The 16,104-nt window shown below is 41.8% G+C and carries 13 protein-coding genes; 2 read left to right on the plus strand and 11 right to left on the minus strand.

Annotated elements, in window-relative coordinates; genetic code table 11:
* Positions 1–33: 33 nt before the first annotated feature.
* Positions 34–2,919 (minus strand): pitrilysin family protein, encoded by a 2,886-nt coding sequence (locus L0Z67_RS13160; protein WP_062569553.1) that lies wholly within the window; start codon positions 2,917–2,919, stop codon positions 34–36.
* Between the two features lie 245 nt (positions 2,920–3,164).
* On the opposite strand from L0Z67_RS13160, the gene L0Z67_RS13165 reads away from it, so the two are divergent.
* Positions 3,165–4,121 (plus strand): methylenetetrahydrofolate reductase, encoded by a 957-nt coding sequence (locus L0Z67_RS13165; RefSeq protein ID WP_062569552.1) that lies wholly within the window; start codon positions 3,165–3,167, stop codon positions 4,119–4,121.
* Here the strand turns inward: L0Z67_RS13165 and L0Z67_RS13170 are convergent.
* From L0Z67_RS13170 to proB, 7 genes are all read right to left on the minus strand, one after another.
* Positions 4,118–5,083, minus strand: coding sequence for a sensor domain-containing diguanylate cyclase (locus tag L0Z67_RS13170; RefSeq protein WP_062569551.1), 966 nt, complete (start codon positions 5,081–5,083; stop codon positions 4,118–4,120). The two genes, L0Z67_RS13165 and L0Z67_RS13170, sit on opposite strands and share 4 nt — an antisense overlap.
* 47 nt (positions 5,084–5,130) lie before the next feature.
* Positions 5,131–6,366 carry a DEAD/DEAH box helicase gene (locus tag L0Z67_RS13175; protein WP_062569550.1) on the minus strand — a complete coding sequence of 412 codons (1,236 nt, stop codon included), beginning with the start codon at positions 6,364–6,366 and terminating at the stop codon, positions 5,131–5,133.
* Positions 6,367–6,459: 93 nt separating this feature from the next.
* Positions 6,460–7,161: a DUF3581 domain-containing protein gene (locus L0Z67_RS13180; protein ID WP_062569549.1), complete on the minus strand. Its 702-nt coding sequence runs from the start codon at positions 7,159–7,161 to the stop codon at positions 6,460–6,462.
* A 346-nt stretch (positions 7,162–7,507) separates the two neighbouring features.
* Positions 7,508–8,992, minus strand: a complete 1,485-nt coding sequence (gene gltX, locus L0Z67_RS13185) for a glutamate--tRNA ligase (RefSeq protein ID WP_062569548.1) — start codon at positions 8,990–8,992, stop codon at positions 7,508–7,510.
* Positions 8,993–9,071: 79 nt separating this feature from the next.
* Positions 9,072–9,431: a glutathione S-transferase N-terminal domain-containing protein gene (locus L0Z67_RS13190; RefSeq protein ID WP_062569547.1), complete on the minus strand. Its 360-nt coding sequence runs from the start codon at positions 9,429–9,431 to the stop codon at positions 9,072–9,074.
* A gap of 68 nt (positions 9,432–9,499) precedes the next feature.
* A complete protein-coding gene (locus tag L0Z67_RS13195; RefSeq protein ID WP_062569546.1) occupies positions 9,500–10,468 on the minus strand; it encodes a GGDEF domain-containing protein in 969 nt (322 codons plus the stop codon).
* Positions 10,469–10,532: 64 nt separating this feature from the next.
* Positions 10,533–11,636 carry a glutamate 5-kinase gene (gene proB, locus L0Z67_RS13200; RefSeq protein WP_062569545.1) on the minus strand — a complete coding sequence of 368 codons (1,104 nt, stop codon included), beginning with the start codon at positions 11,634–11,636 and terminating at the stop codon, positions 10,533–10,535.
* Positions 11,637–11,758: 122 nt separating this feature from the next.
* On the opposite strand from proB, the gene L0Z67_RS13205 reads away from it, so the two are divergent.
* On the plus strand, positions 11,759–12,706 hold the full coding sequence (locus L0Z67_RS13205; RefSeq protein ID WP_062569544.1) for a DMT family transporter: 948 nt from the start codon (positions 11,759–11,761) through the stop codon (positions 12,704–12,706).
* On the opposite strand, the gene L0Z67_RS13210 is transcribed toward L0Z67_RS13205, so the two are convergent.
* Genes L0Z67_RS13210 through pdsO form a run of 3 tightly spaced genes read right to left on the minus strand, consistent with a single transcriptional unit; the run spans position 12,613 to position 15,937 of the window.
* Complete coding sequence (locus L0Z67_RS13210; RefSeq protein WP_062569543.1) at positions 12,613–13,200, minus strand: class GN sortase; 588 nt, start codon at positions 13,198–13,200, stop codon at positions 12,613–12,615. The two genes, L0Z67_RS13205 and L0Z67_RS13210, sit on opposite strands and share 94 nt — an antisense overlap.
* On the minus strand, positions 13,188–15,173 hold the full coding sequence (locus tag L0Z67_RS13215) for a marine proteobacterial sortase target protein (protein ID WP_062569542.1): 1,986 nt from the start codon (positions 15,171–15,173) through the stop codon (positions 13,188–13,190). Before L0Z67_RS13215 ends, L0Z67_RS13210 begins: the two co-directional genes overlap by 13 nt.
* A gap of 26 nt (positions 15,174–15,199) precedes the next feature.
* On the minus strand, positions 15,200–15,937 hold the full coding sequence (gene pdsO, locus L0Z67_RS13220; protein ID WP_062569541.1) for a sortase-associated OmpA-like protein PdsO: 738 nt from the start codon (positions 15,935–15,937) through the stop codon (positions 15,200–15,202).
* Positions 15,938–16,104 lie beyond the last annotated feature (167 nt).

The following is a 16,104-nucleotide window of genomic DNA, read 5'->3' on the forward strand; positions in this document are numbered from 1 at the left end:
AAAATGCCCCTAGGCAGGGGCATTGATTAGTTATTATTGAAATACTTTTTCGACATCAAGTACTTTAATATTTTTCGCCGGTATCGCAAGTTTATAGTCTGCAATCACTTTATCTTCAGCAACAAGCTCTGCTGGTTTTTCAGCGTTGTACACCATAGGCGATGTTTGCTCTGAGGCTAGACGTTTTTGCATGTCCTTGCCGTCACCAGTAATAAACACATAGTGGATATTCTCTGTTTGCAAGTTATCGCGAATAACACGATTCACATCATCAAGGGTTAGCTTTTCAAGCTTGCCGCGCACATAGTCAACAAAGCTCTCTGTATTATAGAACTCACTATCAAGCGCATAACCTAATTGGCGATCTTGGCTTGCAACCATTTGTGGCACAAAGTTAATTAAGAAGTTACGCGTCGCTTCAAAATCTTCTTTGCTGATGCCATTTTTAATCAGCTTATCAAGCTCAAATAATGCCGTACGCGTTGCAAAGTGCGCATCGTTATTAGAACGAAGCGGACGTAACCACACTTGGAAAATTTGCTCTGAACGGCCTAAGTTAGCATCAGGTTTAGTTTGGAACATACCACGCGGGAAGTACTCAATGTAGGCATAGTCACCATAGTTCATACCACGGGTTTGACGAATACGCTGATACAAGAAGCTGTTTGAGCTACGGTGTTCACCAAAGTAAGAGCGCACTAACCAAAGTGCGGTCCAGTCATCGCTGCTACGAATTGTATCGATTGGGAATCCAAATGACACAGCGGTAGACTGCGCTGATTTTTCAACAATCGTTGCATGATGCCCTTGAAGGGCTGGCGCATCTGGGATCGTTAAACGACTTTCTTTACCTTGTGCAAGCGATGTTAAATCTTTCATCATAGTTGATTTAACATCACTCGGAATAGCACCAATTAAACCTACAGTTAACTTAGATTGGGTAAACTGGTTAGCATAAAACGCTTTTACATCGTCAAGCGTCAGTGCTTCGAGATCTGATAAATCACCATAGTTATAGCTTTCATACGGGTGGCCTTTATAAAGCTGATGATAAAGCACTTCTTTACCTAATTCTTCATCATTTGACGCTTTAAGGTCTGCTTTAATGCTATCGATAAGCTCTTTTTTCAGACGCTTGAAATCATCTTCTCTAAAGCCAGGATTTAACAATTGATCGCTAACAAGTGCATACCACTTGGCAGCATTGTCTTTATGCACACGACCACGTAAAGAAATCATCTCTTTATCGATTTGATAGCCAAAGCTTCCTGCCAGTGGGTATAACGCTTTTTGAATATCTTTGTAGCTCATCGTTTCTGAGCCACCTTGCGCTAGCATTGCAGCAGTGAGTGCCGCTAAGCCTTTTTTGCCTTGTGGATCAGCTGCTGCGCCGGTATTAAATAACCAGTTAACATCAACCAGTGGCGAGCTATTGGTTTTATCAAGTACTTTAAAATGACGCTCTGTTGGGGCTTGCTCAATACTGGCAACCGCCGCGTTTAAGTCAACCTCTTGATCAAAACCTGCCACTTTATCAAGCGCCGACATTGTCACAGTAGTACGGCTTGAATCAACAAAATATTTGTTTGCTACCGCTTTGATATCCTCAGGAGTGATGCTATCAGCAGTCGCGTAAAGTTGGTTAATCACCTCAGGGTCGCGCTCAAAGTGCATGTAGCTTGCAAGTGTTGAGGCAATTGACTGTGATGAATCAAGACCATTGATAAAGCTGTATTTTAAGTTAGATTTTAAATCAGCTAACTTTTGTGCATCAACAAGCTCTGTGCGTGCTTGTGCATAAGTACGGTTAATCGCATCACGCGCTTTTGCAAGGTCCGCTTCGTTTTCGACTTTTACAAAAACATGTAATAACCCAGGATCTTTAGTATCTGGGTTATAGGTAAACATTTGGCTGGCAATTTGTTTATCAACAACCAGCTCTTGATAAAGTGCTGAGTTGTTAGAGAAATAAAGCTGTGAGATCAAATCAAGGGCTGCACGGTCTTTTTGAGTTGGATCCCATGCGGTGCCTTTGTAAGACACAAGCAACCAGTGACCTGGTAAACCATCATTTTTCTCATGTACATATTTTGCTGCTTGTTGTTTTGGCTCAACAGGAATATCAGCTTGGTAATCACCTTTTTTCCAGTTGCCCCAGTGCTTTTTCACCATTGCCATGGTTTCTTGTGGATCAACATCACCAACAATAACTAAAGATACATATTCAGGTTTATAAAACTTAGCGAAGAACTCTTTACCATACGCCATTTGATCAGGCATAGCTTCAATGTCTTCAAAAAAGCCCATGGTGGTGTGTTTATAAGTATGTTTTTCGAATGCTTCGTTACGAACAGCAGAAAGTAACTTACGAATTGGGCTGGCATTATTCTTTAGATATTCCCCTTTTACGGTAAGCGCTTCAGTGCGGAACTGTTCTTCGCTGTAAGTCAGATTTTGAAAAATATCCGCTTCGATTTCGAGTACTTTATCTAAATGTTCTTTTGAGAAGTTTAAGTGGTAGTTAGTGTAATCGTTGGTTGTGTATGCGCGATTATCAACACCTGAGTTTTTTAGAATATCTGAATACACATCTTGCGGGAATTTTTCAGAGCCTTTAAACATCATATGCTCAAAGAAGTGTGCAAAACCGGTTTTACCTGCTTCAACCTCATTACGTGAACCAACCGATACCGGAATTTGCAGTGATACGACATCTGGGTAATCTGTTTTTACTACCATCACGCGAAGGCCGTTTTCAAGCTCTTCTAATAGGTAACCTTGACTAAATACACGATTATCATCTTGGTTTACTGACTGCTCAATGCCGGCTTCTTTAACCATAGTTGACTGTGAATTACTTGCGCATCCACCGAGCGCTAGCGTGACAGCAACAGCTGTTGCTAATAATCTAAATTTCATTATGTTCCCTTGTTAGTTATTTTTCTCATAGTTATTAATCGTTGATTATGCACCAAAGTACCAGAAAATATGAGGGTTGAAGGCAGAATTAATGTAAACAGGTGTGTCAATTTTTACGAACAACGGCCTCTTAAGTTGAGCAAAATTCATAGTCATTGAAAAACTTTCACGAAAAAAATCTATCTAGACGTCTAAATGGCTGCTATATTATCCTCATAGACGCAACTACAGCTGGAATGAGGATTATGGCTTTATCATTACAAGAGAAAATTGAAGACACCAATCAAGGTGTTTACCTTATTGGTACCACACCGCCTAAATCTGGCACTGATAAAGCTCAGCTTGAAACCATTGCGCAAAAGCTATTAGGTCGCTTACACGAAATTGAATACGATGGTGTGATTATCTATGACATTCAAGATGAAAGTAGCCGTACGGCAAAACCACGCCCATTTCCATTCAAAGAAACCGTCGATCCACGGGAGTACTCTCATTTATTACGTAACTTGTCTCAACAAGATGTCATTACGTACAAAAGCGTTGCTCAACGCGGTGAAGCTGAGTTTAACGAATGGCTAGCAGAAACTCGTAATGATTTTGATTTAAAAAACTTAGTGTTAGTTGGTAGCCCATCATCTCATGGCGATATCAAATTGAGCCTGCCAGATGCTTATAAAACACTTCAAAAACAAGATAATGATATATTTTTAGGTGGCGTTACTATAGCAGAGCGTCATGCCAGCAAACGCAATGAGCATGAGCGATTGCTTGAAAAAACGGAACAAGGTTGTCAGTTTTTTATCTCCCAAGCTGTGTATAACGCACAAGCCACAATCGATTTAATCACCAGTTATGCGCGTAGCTGTAAAGCGCTTAGCATTTCACCGAAACGAATCATTCTTACTTTCACACCCTGTGGTGGTGAGAAAACACTTGAGTTTATGCAGTGGTTGGGCATATCTGTACCAGAAGCAACAAAATGGCGCATGCTTGATTCCGCTAACCCACTGAGCGAGTCTGTACGTATTTGTCGTGAGAATCTAGACCTAATATTACAAAGCTGTGCGCATTTAAATGTACCGCTTGGCTTAAATATTGAGAGTTTAACTAACCGTAAAGAAGAAATTGATGCATCTATCAATCTTTACCGTTTACTTAAAGCAACGATGGAATTAAACCTAGCAGAAAAGCAAATAGCCTAAACACGCTTAGAGGCTTGCTTTTTCTCATACATATCTTCATCTGCACGTTTTAGTAGTTCAGCAAATGTTTCAGCACGATGACCAAGTGCGGCATAGCCGATACTAAGGCTAAGCTCTGGCAAGCCCTGACTTTGCAGGTTTGCCTTAAACGTGCTTTCAAGCTTTTTCATAATCGTATCGATACAATCACCATTATTAACTTGAAGAAGCGCAACAAACTCATCACCGCCTAATCGACCGATAATATCAGCCTCTCGTAAGGTGCCTTTCATTGTGTCAGCAAGGCTAATTAGAGCTTGATCTCCTACCTCATGACCATAATTATCATTAAGCGGTTTAAAGTCATTAATATCAATAAATAAGCAGCATACTTCAAAGCCTAGACGAGCTGCTAGATTTAATTTATGTTGCGAAAGTAAATCGAGGGCGCGGCGGTTATAGATATTCGTTAATGGGTCTAGCATCGCAATTTCACGCATTTGTGCGAAACTATCTAACAGTGCTAAATCATCTTCAACCATGTCTCTAAGTTGCTTTATCAGCTCTATTAGGCTTGGTTGATAATGAGTTTGCTCAAAATCCATCACACAAAATGTGCCAAATGGCTCTCCATTGGGCCAACAAATTGGTACACCCAAATATGATTCAATGCCATCTTTAATGTAGGGACTGTCATGCCACTGACTGTCCTCACTCACATGCGGGACATAAAGTGGTGCTAAATCACGCACCACTCGCTTACAAAAGATATTATCGTCAGCACTTGATTCTGCACCAACATCATAGGGGTTTTCTTGTTGTTGGCTTGACACAATGATGCGATACGCATCATCACTTTTCTGCACGATAAAACCAGCTGGCGCAGAAAATAGCTCAGTCATTAAATCGATTGTTTTTTGCCACTTTTGTAGCGAAAACTGGTTGTCCGGTTGACGAAATGCACATTTATTGGCTTCAAACATACTACACACTCAAATTAACCAGTGGATAGTTTAAATATACGCCAAATTTAACGACGTCTCGGACTTTTTTTTCCTAAAATACGTTTTTTGTCTCGTGAACGACGTGCTTTATTGGTGTTTTTTCTGATTTGTTTCGGCTCTTTGCTTAAGTCAGGTTCATAACCGGGTAACCACTGCGGTGTAAGGCGTGTATCGAGCAGAATATCAATTTCATCAAGCAGGTATTGCTCGTCAATACTCACCAGCGACATTGCAAAACCTTTTTCACCCGCTCGCCCAGTACGGCCTATTCGGTGCACATAATCCTCTGCAACATAAGGCAGTTCATAGTTTATCACGTACCTTAAAGAGGCAATATCAAGACCACGCGCAGCAACATCTGTTGCCACAAGTACACGCGTTGCGCCAGATTTAAAGTTTTGTAGTGCCTTGTCACGTGCGCCTTGGCTTTTATCACCGTGGATGGATTCGGTTTTTAGTCCATCTTTACACATTTCTTTAGCAAGTAAATCAGCGGTTTGTTTGGTACGGGTAAATATCAGCACTTGTTGCCAGTTTTTCATACCAATCATATGTGACACCAACTCACGCTTGCGATCTTCATCAACCGCATAAACAACTTGCTCTACTTCTGTCGCAGCGGAATTACGTTTATTCACTTCAACCAACTTAGGGTCATTTAAGAGCTGTTTGCTAAGGTTAAAAATGCTGTCATCAAATGTGGCTGAAAAAAGTAAGGTTTGACGCGCTTTTGGCACATGTCGCAAGATACGTTTTATCTCGTCGATGAATCCCATATCAAGCATGCGATCAGCCTCATCAAACACCAAGGCATTAATGCTTGAAAGCTTAATACTGCCTTTAATCACATGATCAAGTAAGCGCCCAGGTGTTGCTACCACAAGCTGTGCGCCTTTTATGGCTTTGATCTGTGGCCCAATACTGGCACCGCCATAAGCAAGTGCTGCTTTAATTGCGGTGTTAGCACCATAGCGCTCTACACTTGCAAATACTTGCTGAGCAAGCTCGCGAGTTGGCGTTAAAATAAGTATTTTAACCGTGTCAGGGAGTACCTTTTCAGATAACAAATTATGCAGTAGAGGTAACACAAACGCAGCGGTTTTACCTGTTCCTGTTTGTGCACTGCCCATCACGTCAGCGCCCGATAAAATAAGCGGGATTGTCTGCGCTTGAATTGCAGTTGGGGTTTGATAATTTTCCGCTTGCAGAGCTTCTAAAAGTTCGGGGGCAAGGTTTAATTCTGAAAAAGTCGCTACTGACATGATATGAAGTACATTGGCTATAAAGCGAGTATTGTACGCACATGGCCACAAACAAAAAAGGCGCTAATGCGCCTTTTATCTAAAACAGTACAATTAAGCGTGGTTTAGTGTACTTTTACGTTGATTATAAAAACTAATTAATTCATCAACCGTTGCTTGGCAGTACTCGCGAATGCCAGAAACAACCATGTGCTTTTCACCTGAACCGACTTTCTCACCATTTTCTAGTAAATTAAATCGTAAGATAATTTTTCCGCGTTTGCCTGTGTAAGTGAAATCAGGTTCAACAAACTCAAGCTCTGGCTCTTCAATATCAAGACGCTCTAGATTAATTAGCATTGATTCATAAATAACCATAGGTCTTGCAGGGTTAATCATTACATCTTGTTTCGCCATTAATGGGATAATAACATGCGGAAATGCGGCACCTGAAAACTCAACATAGTTCTTAATCAAACTATTTGTAAGTTTAGCGCATTGGCTTACAGCCCCTTCACGCTTCACTTTAAGCATGATTTTATCACCATCAGTAATGGCAAATTCATCAGCCCCAGCAGGAAAAGTTAATTGCGATGTTTCATCCACCATGCCTGCAAAAGTGAATTCCATTTTCTCACTGATGCCGTATTGGTTTAATACAAGTGAAAAAAGAAGATCACCGGGTACACAAAACTTTTTTGCGTCGATGTCGTGAAGTGGATTGAAATCATCCGCTACAGACTTAGCAAAACGACTTCCCTGCTCACGAGAGATAGAAACATAATCAGCGTGCTGCTGATAATAAGGACTTAACATAATTGTTCACTGCTTAAACTACTTATAACCTGACTATTCTACCAGAAAAAATGGGGAGAGAGGTCGAATCTGTTCACAATTCAACGTTTAAGAACAAAAAACATAAGAGTGCTTAGAAAACACTCTGGGCGATCTTGTATCTTTTTGTACACAACCGTTACTAAATAAAAACTGACGAACTATTTCCACACAAAATCATTCAATAAAAAATCAACTAAGGCATTAACATGAGTATTTTTCCATGCATAGCTTAAATGGTGATAACCACCTACTGAAGTAGATGGTTTAGAGGCGAAAACAATAAAGCCGAGCTGAGCTCGGCTTTATTGTAGATTGCATAGTAAAGCTATGCTTGTGGATAATCCCGATAAGCACGCTCAATATTTTTCGCTTGCTTCTTCGATACACCAATATGCGCGAGTGCCACACGTAAACGTGCACGTGAAAGGTCAGAACCTAAAATTTCCATCGCATCAAGAACCGATGTTGATGAAGTCTTCCCTGTGATAGCCACAAAAATTGGCTCAAGGAAGTCTTTAATCTTCAATTCATGGAAAGTTGCAACCGCTTTTGCAATCGCAAAAATCTCTGACTTCTCCCAGCTGCGTAAGCCTTCAAGTTGCCAGATAAAGAACTGTAATGCTTGGCGAGTTACATCTTCACCCGCTTTACCTGCCGTTAATAGCGCAGGGTCGTAACTTGGAATACCACCCACAAAGTGACCCGCAAGGTCAACCATGTCTGAAAGCGTATTAATACGTGTTTTTGCTTCTGGTAATACTTTAGCGAATAGCTCAGAATTAAATTTCCAATCAACAAAACGTTGCATTAGTTCTGCATCAGATAAATTCTCACGGATCCACATACCGTTTAACCAGCTAAGCTTATCCACGTCGAAAATAGGCCCACCCAGTGATACACGCTTCATATCAAAGTGTTCAATCATCTCATCTAAGGTGAACTTTTCACGCTCATCAGGCATTGACCAACCCATACGGCCTAAATAGTTTAATAGCGCCTCTGGTAGGTAACCCATTTCTTTATAGTAATTGATTGAAGTTGGGTTTTTACGTTTCGATAATTTTGACTTATCTGGGTTACGTAGTAACGGTAAGTGGCCAAGTACTGGCGCTTCCCAACCGAAGTCTTCGTATAATTTTAATAGCTTAGGCGCTGAGTTGATCCACTCTTCACCACGGAAGATATGGCTAATTTGCATGTGGTGATCATCAACAACGTTAGCAAGGAAGTATGTTGGGAAGCCATCTGCTTTAAGTAGCACTTGCATGTCTACGTTTTCCCATGGGATCTCAATTTCGCCACGTAGGTAGTCGTTAAACTTAAACGTGCCCTCACTTGGGATCTTCATACGTATTACGTATGGCTTACCTGCTTCAAGGTTCGCTTTGATTTCGTCTTCTGAAAGATTTAAACCACGACCATCGTATTTAGGGCGTAGGCCTTCGGCCATTTGCTCTTCACGCATTTGGTCTAGCTCTTCGCTGGTTGCAAAACAGTAAAATGCTTTACCCTGTTCAACTAACTGATGCGCAAATTTCTTATATAAATCGCTACGCTCAGATTGACGGTATGGACCAAACTCACCGCCCACATCTGGACCATGATCCCAGTTTAAGCCTAACCATTGTAAGCTATCCATAATAGCTTGCTCTGATTCTGGTGTACTACGAACTTGGTCTGTATCTTCAATACGTAACACAAACTCACCGCCTTGCTGCTTAGCAAAACAGTAGTTAAATAATGCGATGTATGCAGTACCTAGGTGCGGGTCACCTGTTGGTGACGGAGCAACACGGGTGCGAATTGTCATGGTTATATCTCTCAAAAGACAATTAAAAATTTGCCAAATGCTAGCACAGCACGGGCTATAATCGAAGTGAAAAGCCGCTTTATGCAGCGACTTTATCTAAATAAGCAATGATATCGTTTGATTCGTACAACCAAGTTACTTGGCCGTTTTCTTCAATACGTAAACAAGGTACTTTAATTTTTCCACCCTGCTCGTGTAACTCTTGACGAAATTGCTGGTTACCTTTCGCATCACGGGTTTCAATGGCTAAGCCTTGACGCTTAATAGCACGACGTACTTTTACGCAAAAAGGACATGCTTTGAATTGGTACAATTTAAATTGCGATGTCACTGAATCAAGTGCAGCTTGCTCAGCCGCAGGACGTTTTTTACTGCGTGGTGTAAAAATAAAATCAAAGAATAAAATAATGCGACCGAGTAACCAACGAACAAACTTCATGTAAAATCTCATACTGATTAAAATTGATGGTGGGCAATTTTAACACAGCAATAATCGCGACAACAGATTCAAAAAAGCTCTATTGAGTCATCAGGGCGCTTGCTCTCTTGAATCCCTAGCTCAGCGTACGATGTTACCTGATTACGACCATTATTTTTAGAATGATATAGTGCAACATCTGCTTTTTGAACAAGGCTTGCGACCATTTCAAACTCACAAATAGGTAAAAAACCGCAACTGACGGTTAGATTTCCAACTTGAGGAAAAGGATACTCTGCGACACAAGCACGAAAACGATTAAGTGCATTGCGCGCATCTGTTTCATCAGACGCTTGAAACAAAACAGTAAATTCCTCACCACCGTAACGAAAAACATAGTCTTCAATGCGAAAATTATTTTTAAGCAATTGGGCTACCAGTAAAATAACTTCATCACCAATAACATGACCAAAATTATCATTAACACGTTTAAAATGATCAATGTCCACCATCGCCAGATACCAGTGAGGATGGTATTGATGATCTTTTGGCTCAAGTGTCGCTTCTGCTGCGATATCAATCACTTTTTTATCAAAGGTTTGTCTATTTAATAGCTCAGTAAGGGGATCTAATTTAGACTTGTGTAGCAATGACAATTGGTTAGCATAGATATTTAGCATATAAATGGCTAACATACTTGAGCGATCTGAAAGCTCTTTTTCAGACTCTATCACCAGCACACCCATCACATTTCCTATATGGTAAATGGGCACATAGGTAGAAATAACCCCATAATTGCGGCTAATGCGAATTTTGTTGCGACTGACTTTCTCTATTAACTCACTTACTTCATGCTCATTTAACTCTTCAATAACTGAGTCTTTGTTAAGTAAACGAGCTGGTAGCCCAGGTTTGAATAACTTGTTCACATAAATAGCGAACCGTGAAAACTCTTCGAGCTCCGTCACCGCATTGATAAGCGCCTGATCAAGTTCAGGCTCTTCTTCTTGTTGCGTTATTGAGATTATCCAGTCATGTCCGCAAGCGTTTGCTGGCATTTAGAAAGCCCCCTAAACTAACTATAACTTTAGTCTAGTTAACTTTATAAAAATTACTAAAAAACTACAGTAAAATCATATCATCTCGATGGATAACTTCACTGCTGGGTGCAAATGCAAGTAGTTCGGTTATTTGCGATGAATGGCAGCCTTTAATTTGATCAATTTCTTGGTGGTTAAAATTAACAAGACCTTTAGCAATACACTGCCCTTGATTAGACACTACTTCAATCACATCACCGCGCTCAAACTGTCCTCGCACAGTCTTTACACCTTTTGCTAGTAAGCTCGCGCCACGCTCTTTAAGCGCAAGGCTTGCACCATCGTCAATCACTAATTGCCCCGTACTTTTAGGCCCTGCAAGTAACCACTTTTTGCGGCCATCTTTTGGCGCTGTAAGTTTTAAAAAACGTGTACCAGGAAGCTTGTCGGCCATGCAATTTAAAATCACATTTTTGCCCACACCTTTGGCAATAATCACCTCAACACCCGCGCGACGTGCAATATCGGCAGCTTGCAGCTTGGTTGCCATACCACCGGTTCCAAGTGTTGTACCACTGCCACCAGCAAGCTCTCTGAGTTCATCATTAATATGCTCAACTTCGTTGATAAGTGTTGCATTGGCATCAGAGCGAGGATCGCCAGTAAATAGCCCTTCTTGGTCAGTTAACAGTAACAGCTTTTCCGCATTTGCTAAAATCGCGACTAAAGCAGATAAGTTATCGTTATCACCGACTTTAATTTCGGCGGTGGCCACGGCGTCATTCTCGTTAATAATTGGCACCACATTGTGAGCAAGTAGCGCATTTAAGGTATCGCGAGCGTTTAAATAACGTTCACGGTCTTCTACATCGGCGCGAGTCAGTAGCATTTGCCCAACATTCACACCATATAAAGCAAACAAGCTCTGCCAAATATGAATAAGCTGCCCTTGACCAATTGCGGCCAGCATTTGTTTTTCAATCAAAGAACGGCCACAGGGGGTAACTAGTTGCTCGCGTCCAGCAGCAACCGCGCCACTTGATACTAAAACAACCTGATAACCCTGTTTTTTTAATTCGCAACATTGGCGAACAAGTTCAACCATATGTGCTTTATCTAATTTGTCTGTACCGCCAGTCAATACACTTGTACCTAGCTTTACAACAACGACGTGTGGCCTTTGCATGTGTGTTTTAAAGTCTGTAATAAATAATAGAGAATTTATATATACCAGTTAACAGTTTTTGAACAAGTAAAAAAAATTCATGCTAGGATCACGCTCTCGTTTTTTACTCAATATCGACACCTATGCCAGCCAGTATATGCTTAATCATCGCGACCTTTTTATGGGGTAGCTCTTACATTGCGTTAAAGCACGCAATCAATGTTTACGACCCTGTGTTAGTGATTTTTTTAAGAATGCTAACCACATTACTGATTTGTTTATGTTTATGGCGCTATGTGATCCGCTTTGAGTTTAAACAAGGTGACTGGAAGTATTTAATTGGTATGTCATTAGCTGAACCCTGTTTTTATTATTTATTTGAAGGGCATGCCCTTGAATACACGTCAGCATCACAAGCAGGGGTAATCGTCTCTTGTTTACCAATTATTGTCGCCATTTTGGCGTTCTTAATATTAAAAGAGTACATCAGTAAAGCTATTGTCGTTGGTTTTACCTTGTGTATTGGTGGCAGTATTTTATTAACGCTGTTATCACCAAGCACTGAACAAGCCCCTAATCCACTACTTGGTAACTTTTTAGAACTGATGGCGATGGTGTGCGCCGCCTTTTATACCGTAAGCGTAAAACACTTAGTGACACGCTATTCACCCCTTACCTTAATTGCAATTCAAGGTTTTAGTGGTAGCTTGTTCTTTGCGCCTTTTTTATTTTTTATCGAACTACCGAGCGAAAATCAGCATGATTTAAGTGCCCTATTGAGCATTCTATATTTAGGCTCATGTGTCACGTTAGGTGGCTATGGCATGTACAATTACGCCATCAGTAAAGTGTCGGTATTAACAGCTGCCGCCTACTCTAACCTCATTCCTATTTTTGCGTTAATTTTGTCAGCCATCCTACTAGGCGAAGTACTAACTGTGTGGCAATGGGTGAGTATTGCGGTGGTATTCGCCGGTGTTATTGTTAGTCAACGTCATCAAGAGCTCAAAGTTGACGTAGACGACGATAATTTATCAGCGGATACCAATAGCCTAAATTCAGTTCCTGACGCTAACGAATCAAAAGGATAACAGGTTAATAAATAAAGGCCTGATTGCGCTAAAAAGCCCTGTTCGCTTTGATGAATAACATCAATGCTGCGAACTTGATAGTGTTCAACCTGGCCATTTTGCAACTGCATAGAGAATTGCTCACCTACAGCGACATGTTTTAGAAATGCAAAGTGGGTGTCGTTATGACCGGCAATCACTACCCCATTTTTGCTGCCAAGTTCTCCACTTGGTAAAAAGTGCCCAGGGGCAAACGCGAGGTTTCGCCCCGACGCACCAGCAAGTACCGTCAACTCTTGCTGCTGACTTGGCCAATTTATGCGCGCGGTGACATAACCATCGGCGTAAAACCAAGGCCTCACTTGCTCATTAGGTCTTTGCAAAGCTTGCTGCCAAGCCGACTCAATTAGCGTCTGCGCAAGCCAAGCTTTCGCCTGCATATAACCGCCATTGGCAAGTAATGCGATGCCAAGTAAGGCGCTGCAAACTGGCAACGCTTTTTTTAGCGTCGCCATTGCCATAACCCCGAAAAAGCAAGTAACAGTAACCCAAGTAGCATAAATACGCGGCTTTGTCCGTCGGTTTGCGGTAGCGTCATGCCGTTAGGGAGTTTGTTGGCTACTTGCATTGAACGCTCTGCAATCTCATTACCCGCATAGTTATCAACCGCAATAAAGGCTGTAAAAGGGCTGAGCAAATGGTGCTGAAGTGCCAATGCTTCAACTTCTGCGCGCACCGCATCCTTTTCGTTATAAAGCAGCAGTGACTTAATTTTTTGTCTTGCCCAGAGTCTAGCGATACCTTCACCGTTTGCAGCATTGGCCGTTGCTAAGTTAATGGTCATGGGTCCTGTGTTTGTTTGCCCTTTTAATGTTAAGTGCTGACTGCCATCAAGCTTCATGGCAACCAAAACCGGCTCTGAAAAATACAAGTCAGGTAACGGCGAAGGCCAGTATTCAAGTGCTGCTTTATCGCCTTCAAACGCAAGCTCTGTAACAGCAGGATGTGCCAGCTTATCAAAAAGCAGCTGCATTTTTGGCTGTACTTGACTAGTGCTACTAATAAAAGTAAAAGTACCACGGCCAATATCAGCCGCTCTGGTCATAAAAAAGCTATTAGGCGCACTGCCAATACCCACAGTAAAAAGCCTGCTGTCACCCAAGTCAGATTGAATTTGCTTAAATAACTGCGTTTCGTTACCCACACTGCCATCGGTTAAAAACACCACTTGGCGTACAAAGCCATCATGCTGTTTGCCATCAAGTACCTGCGTCAGTGCTTTTGCGATTTCGGTGCCACCATCTGCTTGAAGGCCATAAATAAAGCGTTCAGCGCGGCGAATATTAAAATCATTAGCAATCATCGGCGTGTCACTTAATAGCGAGACTTCGTTATCAAAACCTATGACATTAAAACTGTCATTTTCATCCAGTAACGATAAGGCATAAAACAAGGCCTGCCTTGCCTGCTCCATAGATTGACCATGCATTGAACCTGAGGTATCAACAACAAACACCATCTCACGGGGAAGCCGTGCTTGCGAGGTAAAGTGATCGCTTGGCGGCACTAGCATTAATAAGCCATACTCTTGCCCTGCGACTGTTTCGGTAAAAAATGCAGCCTGTGAGTGAGCTTTATCAAGGGGTTTAAATGTTAGCTGAAAGTCTCTATCCATCGGAATGTCACGATTAAGCGATAATTGATAACGGCCAAAACTCGGGTTATCGACTTGCATACCGTCTAAGTTGGCGTTGATGTAACTAAGCTCTAGGCCAATATCCATCGAAATTGCAAGGTTTAGGCTCGCATCAGACTCTTGGCTTTTAGCATGGTGAAAAACAGGTTTTAGCCAAGCTGATGCCACTTGCTCTGTGTCAGTTGTTGGCTCAAACTTTTTCTCTGTATTAACTGTTTGCTGAAGATCTGCCGTTAAAGGTTCGTATCGCGGCGTAATAGTGGTCGGAAAACGCAACGAAAATACACCATCACGAAAACCGATGATCTCTTGGTATTGCAAGGTAATTTCAATTTCTTCCCCTGCTCCAAGATTTGCCACATCAGTAGAGAAAATATTAGCACGTTGCTGGCGCACTAAAGCGGCACGTTTACCCTGCTTTTGAGCTTGCACAAATTGCTGTTCAGCCTGCTGCTTAAGCGTAATATTGCCTGTGATAATGCGCTCACCAATTTGCATTTGCATGGCATGCACAGCACTTTCATCAGGTAACGGAAACACATAGCGGGCATTGACCGCAAATGGATGTGGGTTTTGATAACGTTGTTTAACAACAACATGATTAATCAGCCCCGTGAGTGTCATAGTGACATCGTTTTTCACTAGTAACCCCGACGACACCTGTCTATTTGAGTCATCATAAAAACGCAATTCGGCACTAGCGTTAGCAGCGAACACAGGGCTAACAGCATAACCTAACAGCAGGATGAAAAGGCTCATATACATGAGCCTTTTGGTACGTTTACTCAACATAATTAGTCACTCCATCGACCGATGAATTAGTGGTTACTTTGCGCTGTACGCAAACTACTTTGTGTCACAGGGCGCGTCGTCAATGTTACGCGGCGGTCAAAGATGTTGTCTTCGTAGTTATTTGAATCAGCAACACTTTGCTGCTCACCAAAGGCGGTTGCAGTTAAGCGGGTATGCGGCACGCCTTGTTTAATTAAGTAGCTTTGCACGGCATTTACACGCTGCTTTGAAAGCATTAAATTAGCCAACTCATCACCGCGCTGATCTGCAAAGCCATTTAAATCGATAGCCAGATTTGGCTGGGCAATCAGTAACTGAGCTACTTTGTCGAGTTGATTAGCAAAGTGCGGGGCAATTTCACTAGAGCCCGTTTTAAACTGCACCGTCATGGCCAGTAAAGTATTAAGCTGGGCTTGTAGTAACTGCTCTTTTTCATCCGCTAATAATTCAAGCTGCTCACTTAGGGCGGCGTTATCGGCTATCACTTGTTGGTAATCTGCGGTTTGCTCTTTCATTACGACTAATGCGTGAGCTTGTTCATCAATGGTGTTTTCTGCCGCTTCTTTTTCACCAATTAAGCCGCCTGCAAATGCGCCCACAAACGCGCCAATTGGACCGCCGACTAAGCCGCCAACTACGGCACCAGCACTAAGGCCTATCGCTGTTTCTTTTGGTGTATCTTGCTTTGTTTGATTTGCAGCAACCGCATACTGTGTTGTTGATAAAGCAGTGGTAATGACAGCGGCAATAATTAATTTTTTCATGGTTTAATCCTTTTTTTACTTAATTGCTTGGCAACATTGGTTGGTGTTGCGAACTTGGTATGGAGCTATTAAAACAAGTCGAAATGGCAATAAAGGGGATCAAAAAAGGCAAACTGCTGAGCAATTGTGGCAGAAAAATGGCAATCGCATTTTTGCCAGTACGCAAG

The sequence above is a fragment of the Pseudoalteromonas sp. PB2-1 genome (assembly GCF_045040605.1).
Taxonomy (GTDB): Bacteria; Pseudomonadota; Gammaproteobacteria; order Enterobacterales; family Alteromonadaceae; genus Pseudoalteromonas; species Pseudoalteromonas arabiensis.

What these genes read in the sequence shown, in the direction of transcription:
- L0Z67_RS13160 (WP_062569553.1), bottom strand. Translation starts at nt 2,919, where the DNA reads ATGAAATTTAGATTATTAGCAACAGCTGTTGCTGTCACGCTAGCGCTC.
- L0Z67_RS13165 (WP_062569552.1), top strand. Translation starts at nt 3,165, where the DNA reads ATGGCTTTATCATTACAAGAGAAAATTGAAGACACCAATCAAGGTGTT.
- L0Z67_RS13170 (WP_062569551.1), bottom strand. Translation starts at nt 5,083, where the DNA reads ATGTTTGAAGCCAATAAATGTGCATTTCGTCAACCGGACAACCAGTTT.
- L0Z67_RS13175 (WP_062569550.1), bottom strand. Translation starts at nt 6,366, where the DNA reads ATGTCAGTAGCGACTTTTTCAGAATTAAACCTTGCCCCCGAACTTTTA.
- L0Z67_RS13180 (WP_062569549.1), bottom strand. Translation starts at nt 7,161, where the DNA reads ATGTTAAGTCCTTATTATCAGCAGCACGCTGATTATGTTTCTATCTCT.
- gltX (WP_062569548.1), bottom strand. Translation starts at nt 8,992, where the DNA reads ATGACAATTCGCACCCGTGTTGCTCCGTCACCAACAGGTGACCCGCAC.
- L0Z67_RS13190 (WP_062569547.1), bottom strand. Translation starts at nt 9,431, where the DNA reads ATGAAGTTTGTTCGTTGGTTACTCGGTCGCATTATTTTATTCTTTGAT.
- L0Z67_RS13195 (WP_062569546.1), bottom strand. Translation starts at nt 10,468, where the DNA reads ATGCCAGCAAACGCTTGCGGACATGACTGGATAATCTCAATAACGCAA.
- proB (WP_062569545.1), bottom strand. Translation starts at nt 11,636, where the DNA reads ATGCAAAGGCCACACGTCGTTGTTGTAAAGCTAGGTACAAGTGTATTG.
- L0Z67_RS13205 (WP_062569544.1), top strand. Translation starts at nt 11,759, where the DNA reads ATGCCAGCCAGTATATGCTTAATCATCGCGACCTTTTTATGGGGTAGC.
- L0Z67_RS13210 (WP_062569543.1), bottom strand. Translation starts at nt 13,200, where the DNA reads ATGGCGACGCTAAAAAAAGCGTTGCCAGTTTGCAGCGCCTTACTTGGC.
- L0Z67_RS13215 (WP_062569542.1), bottom strand. Translation starts at nt 15,173, where the DNA reads ATGTTGAGTAAACGTACCAAAAGGCTCATGTATATGAGCCTTTTCATC.
- pdsO (WP_062569541.1), bottom strand. Translation starts at nt 15,937, where the DNA reads ATGAAAAAATTAATTATTGCCGCTGTCATTACCACTGCTTTATCAACA.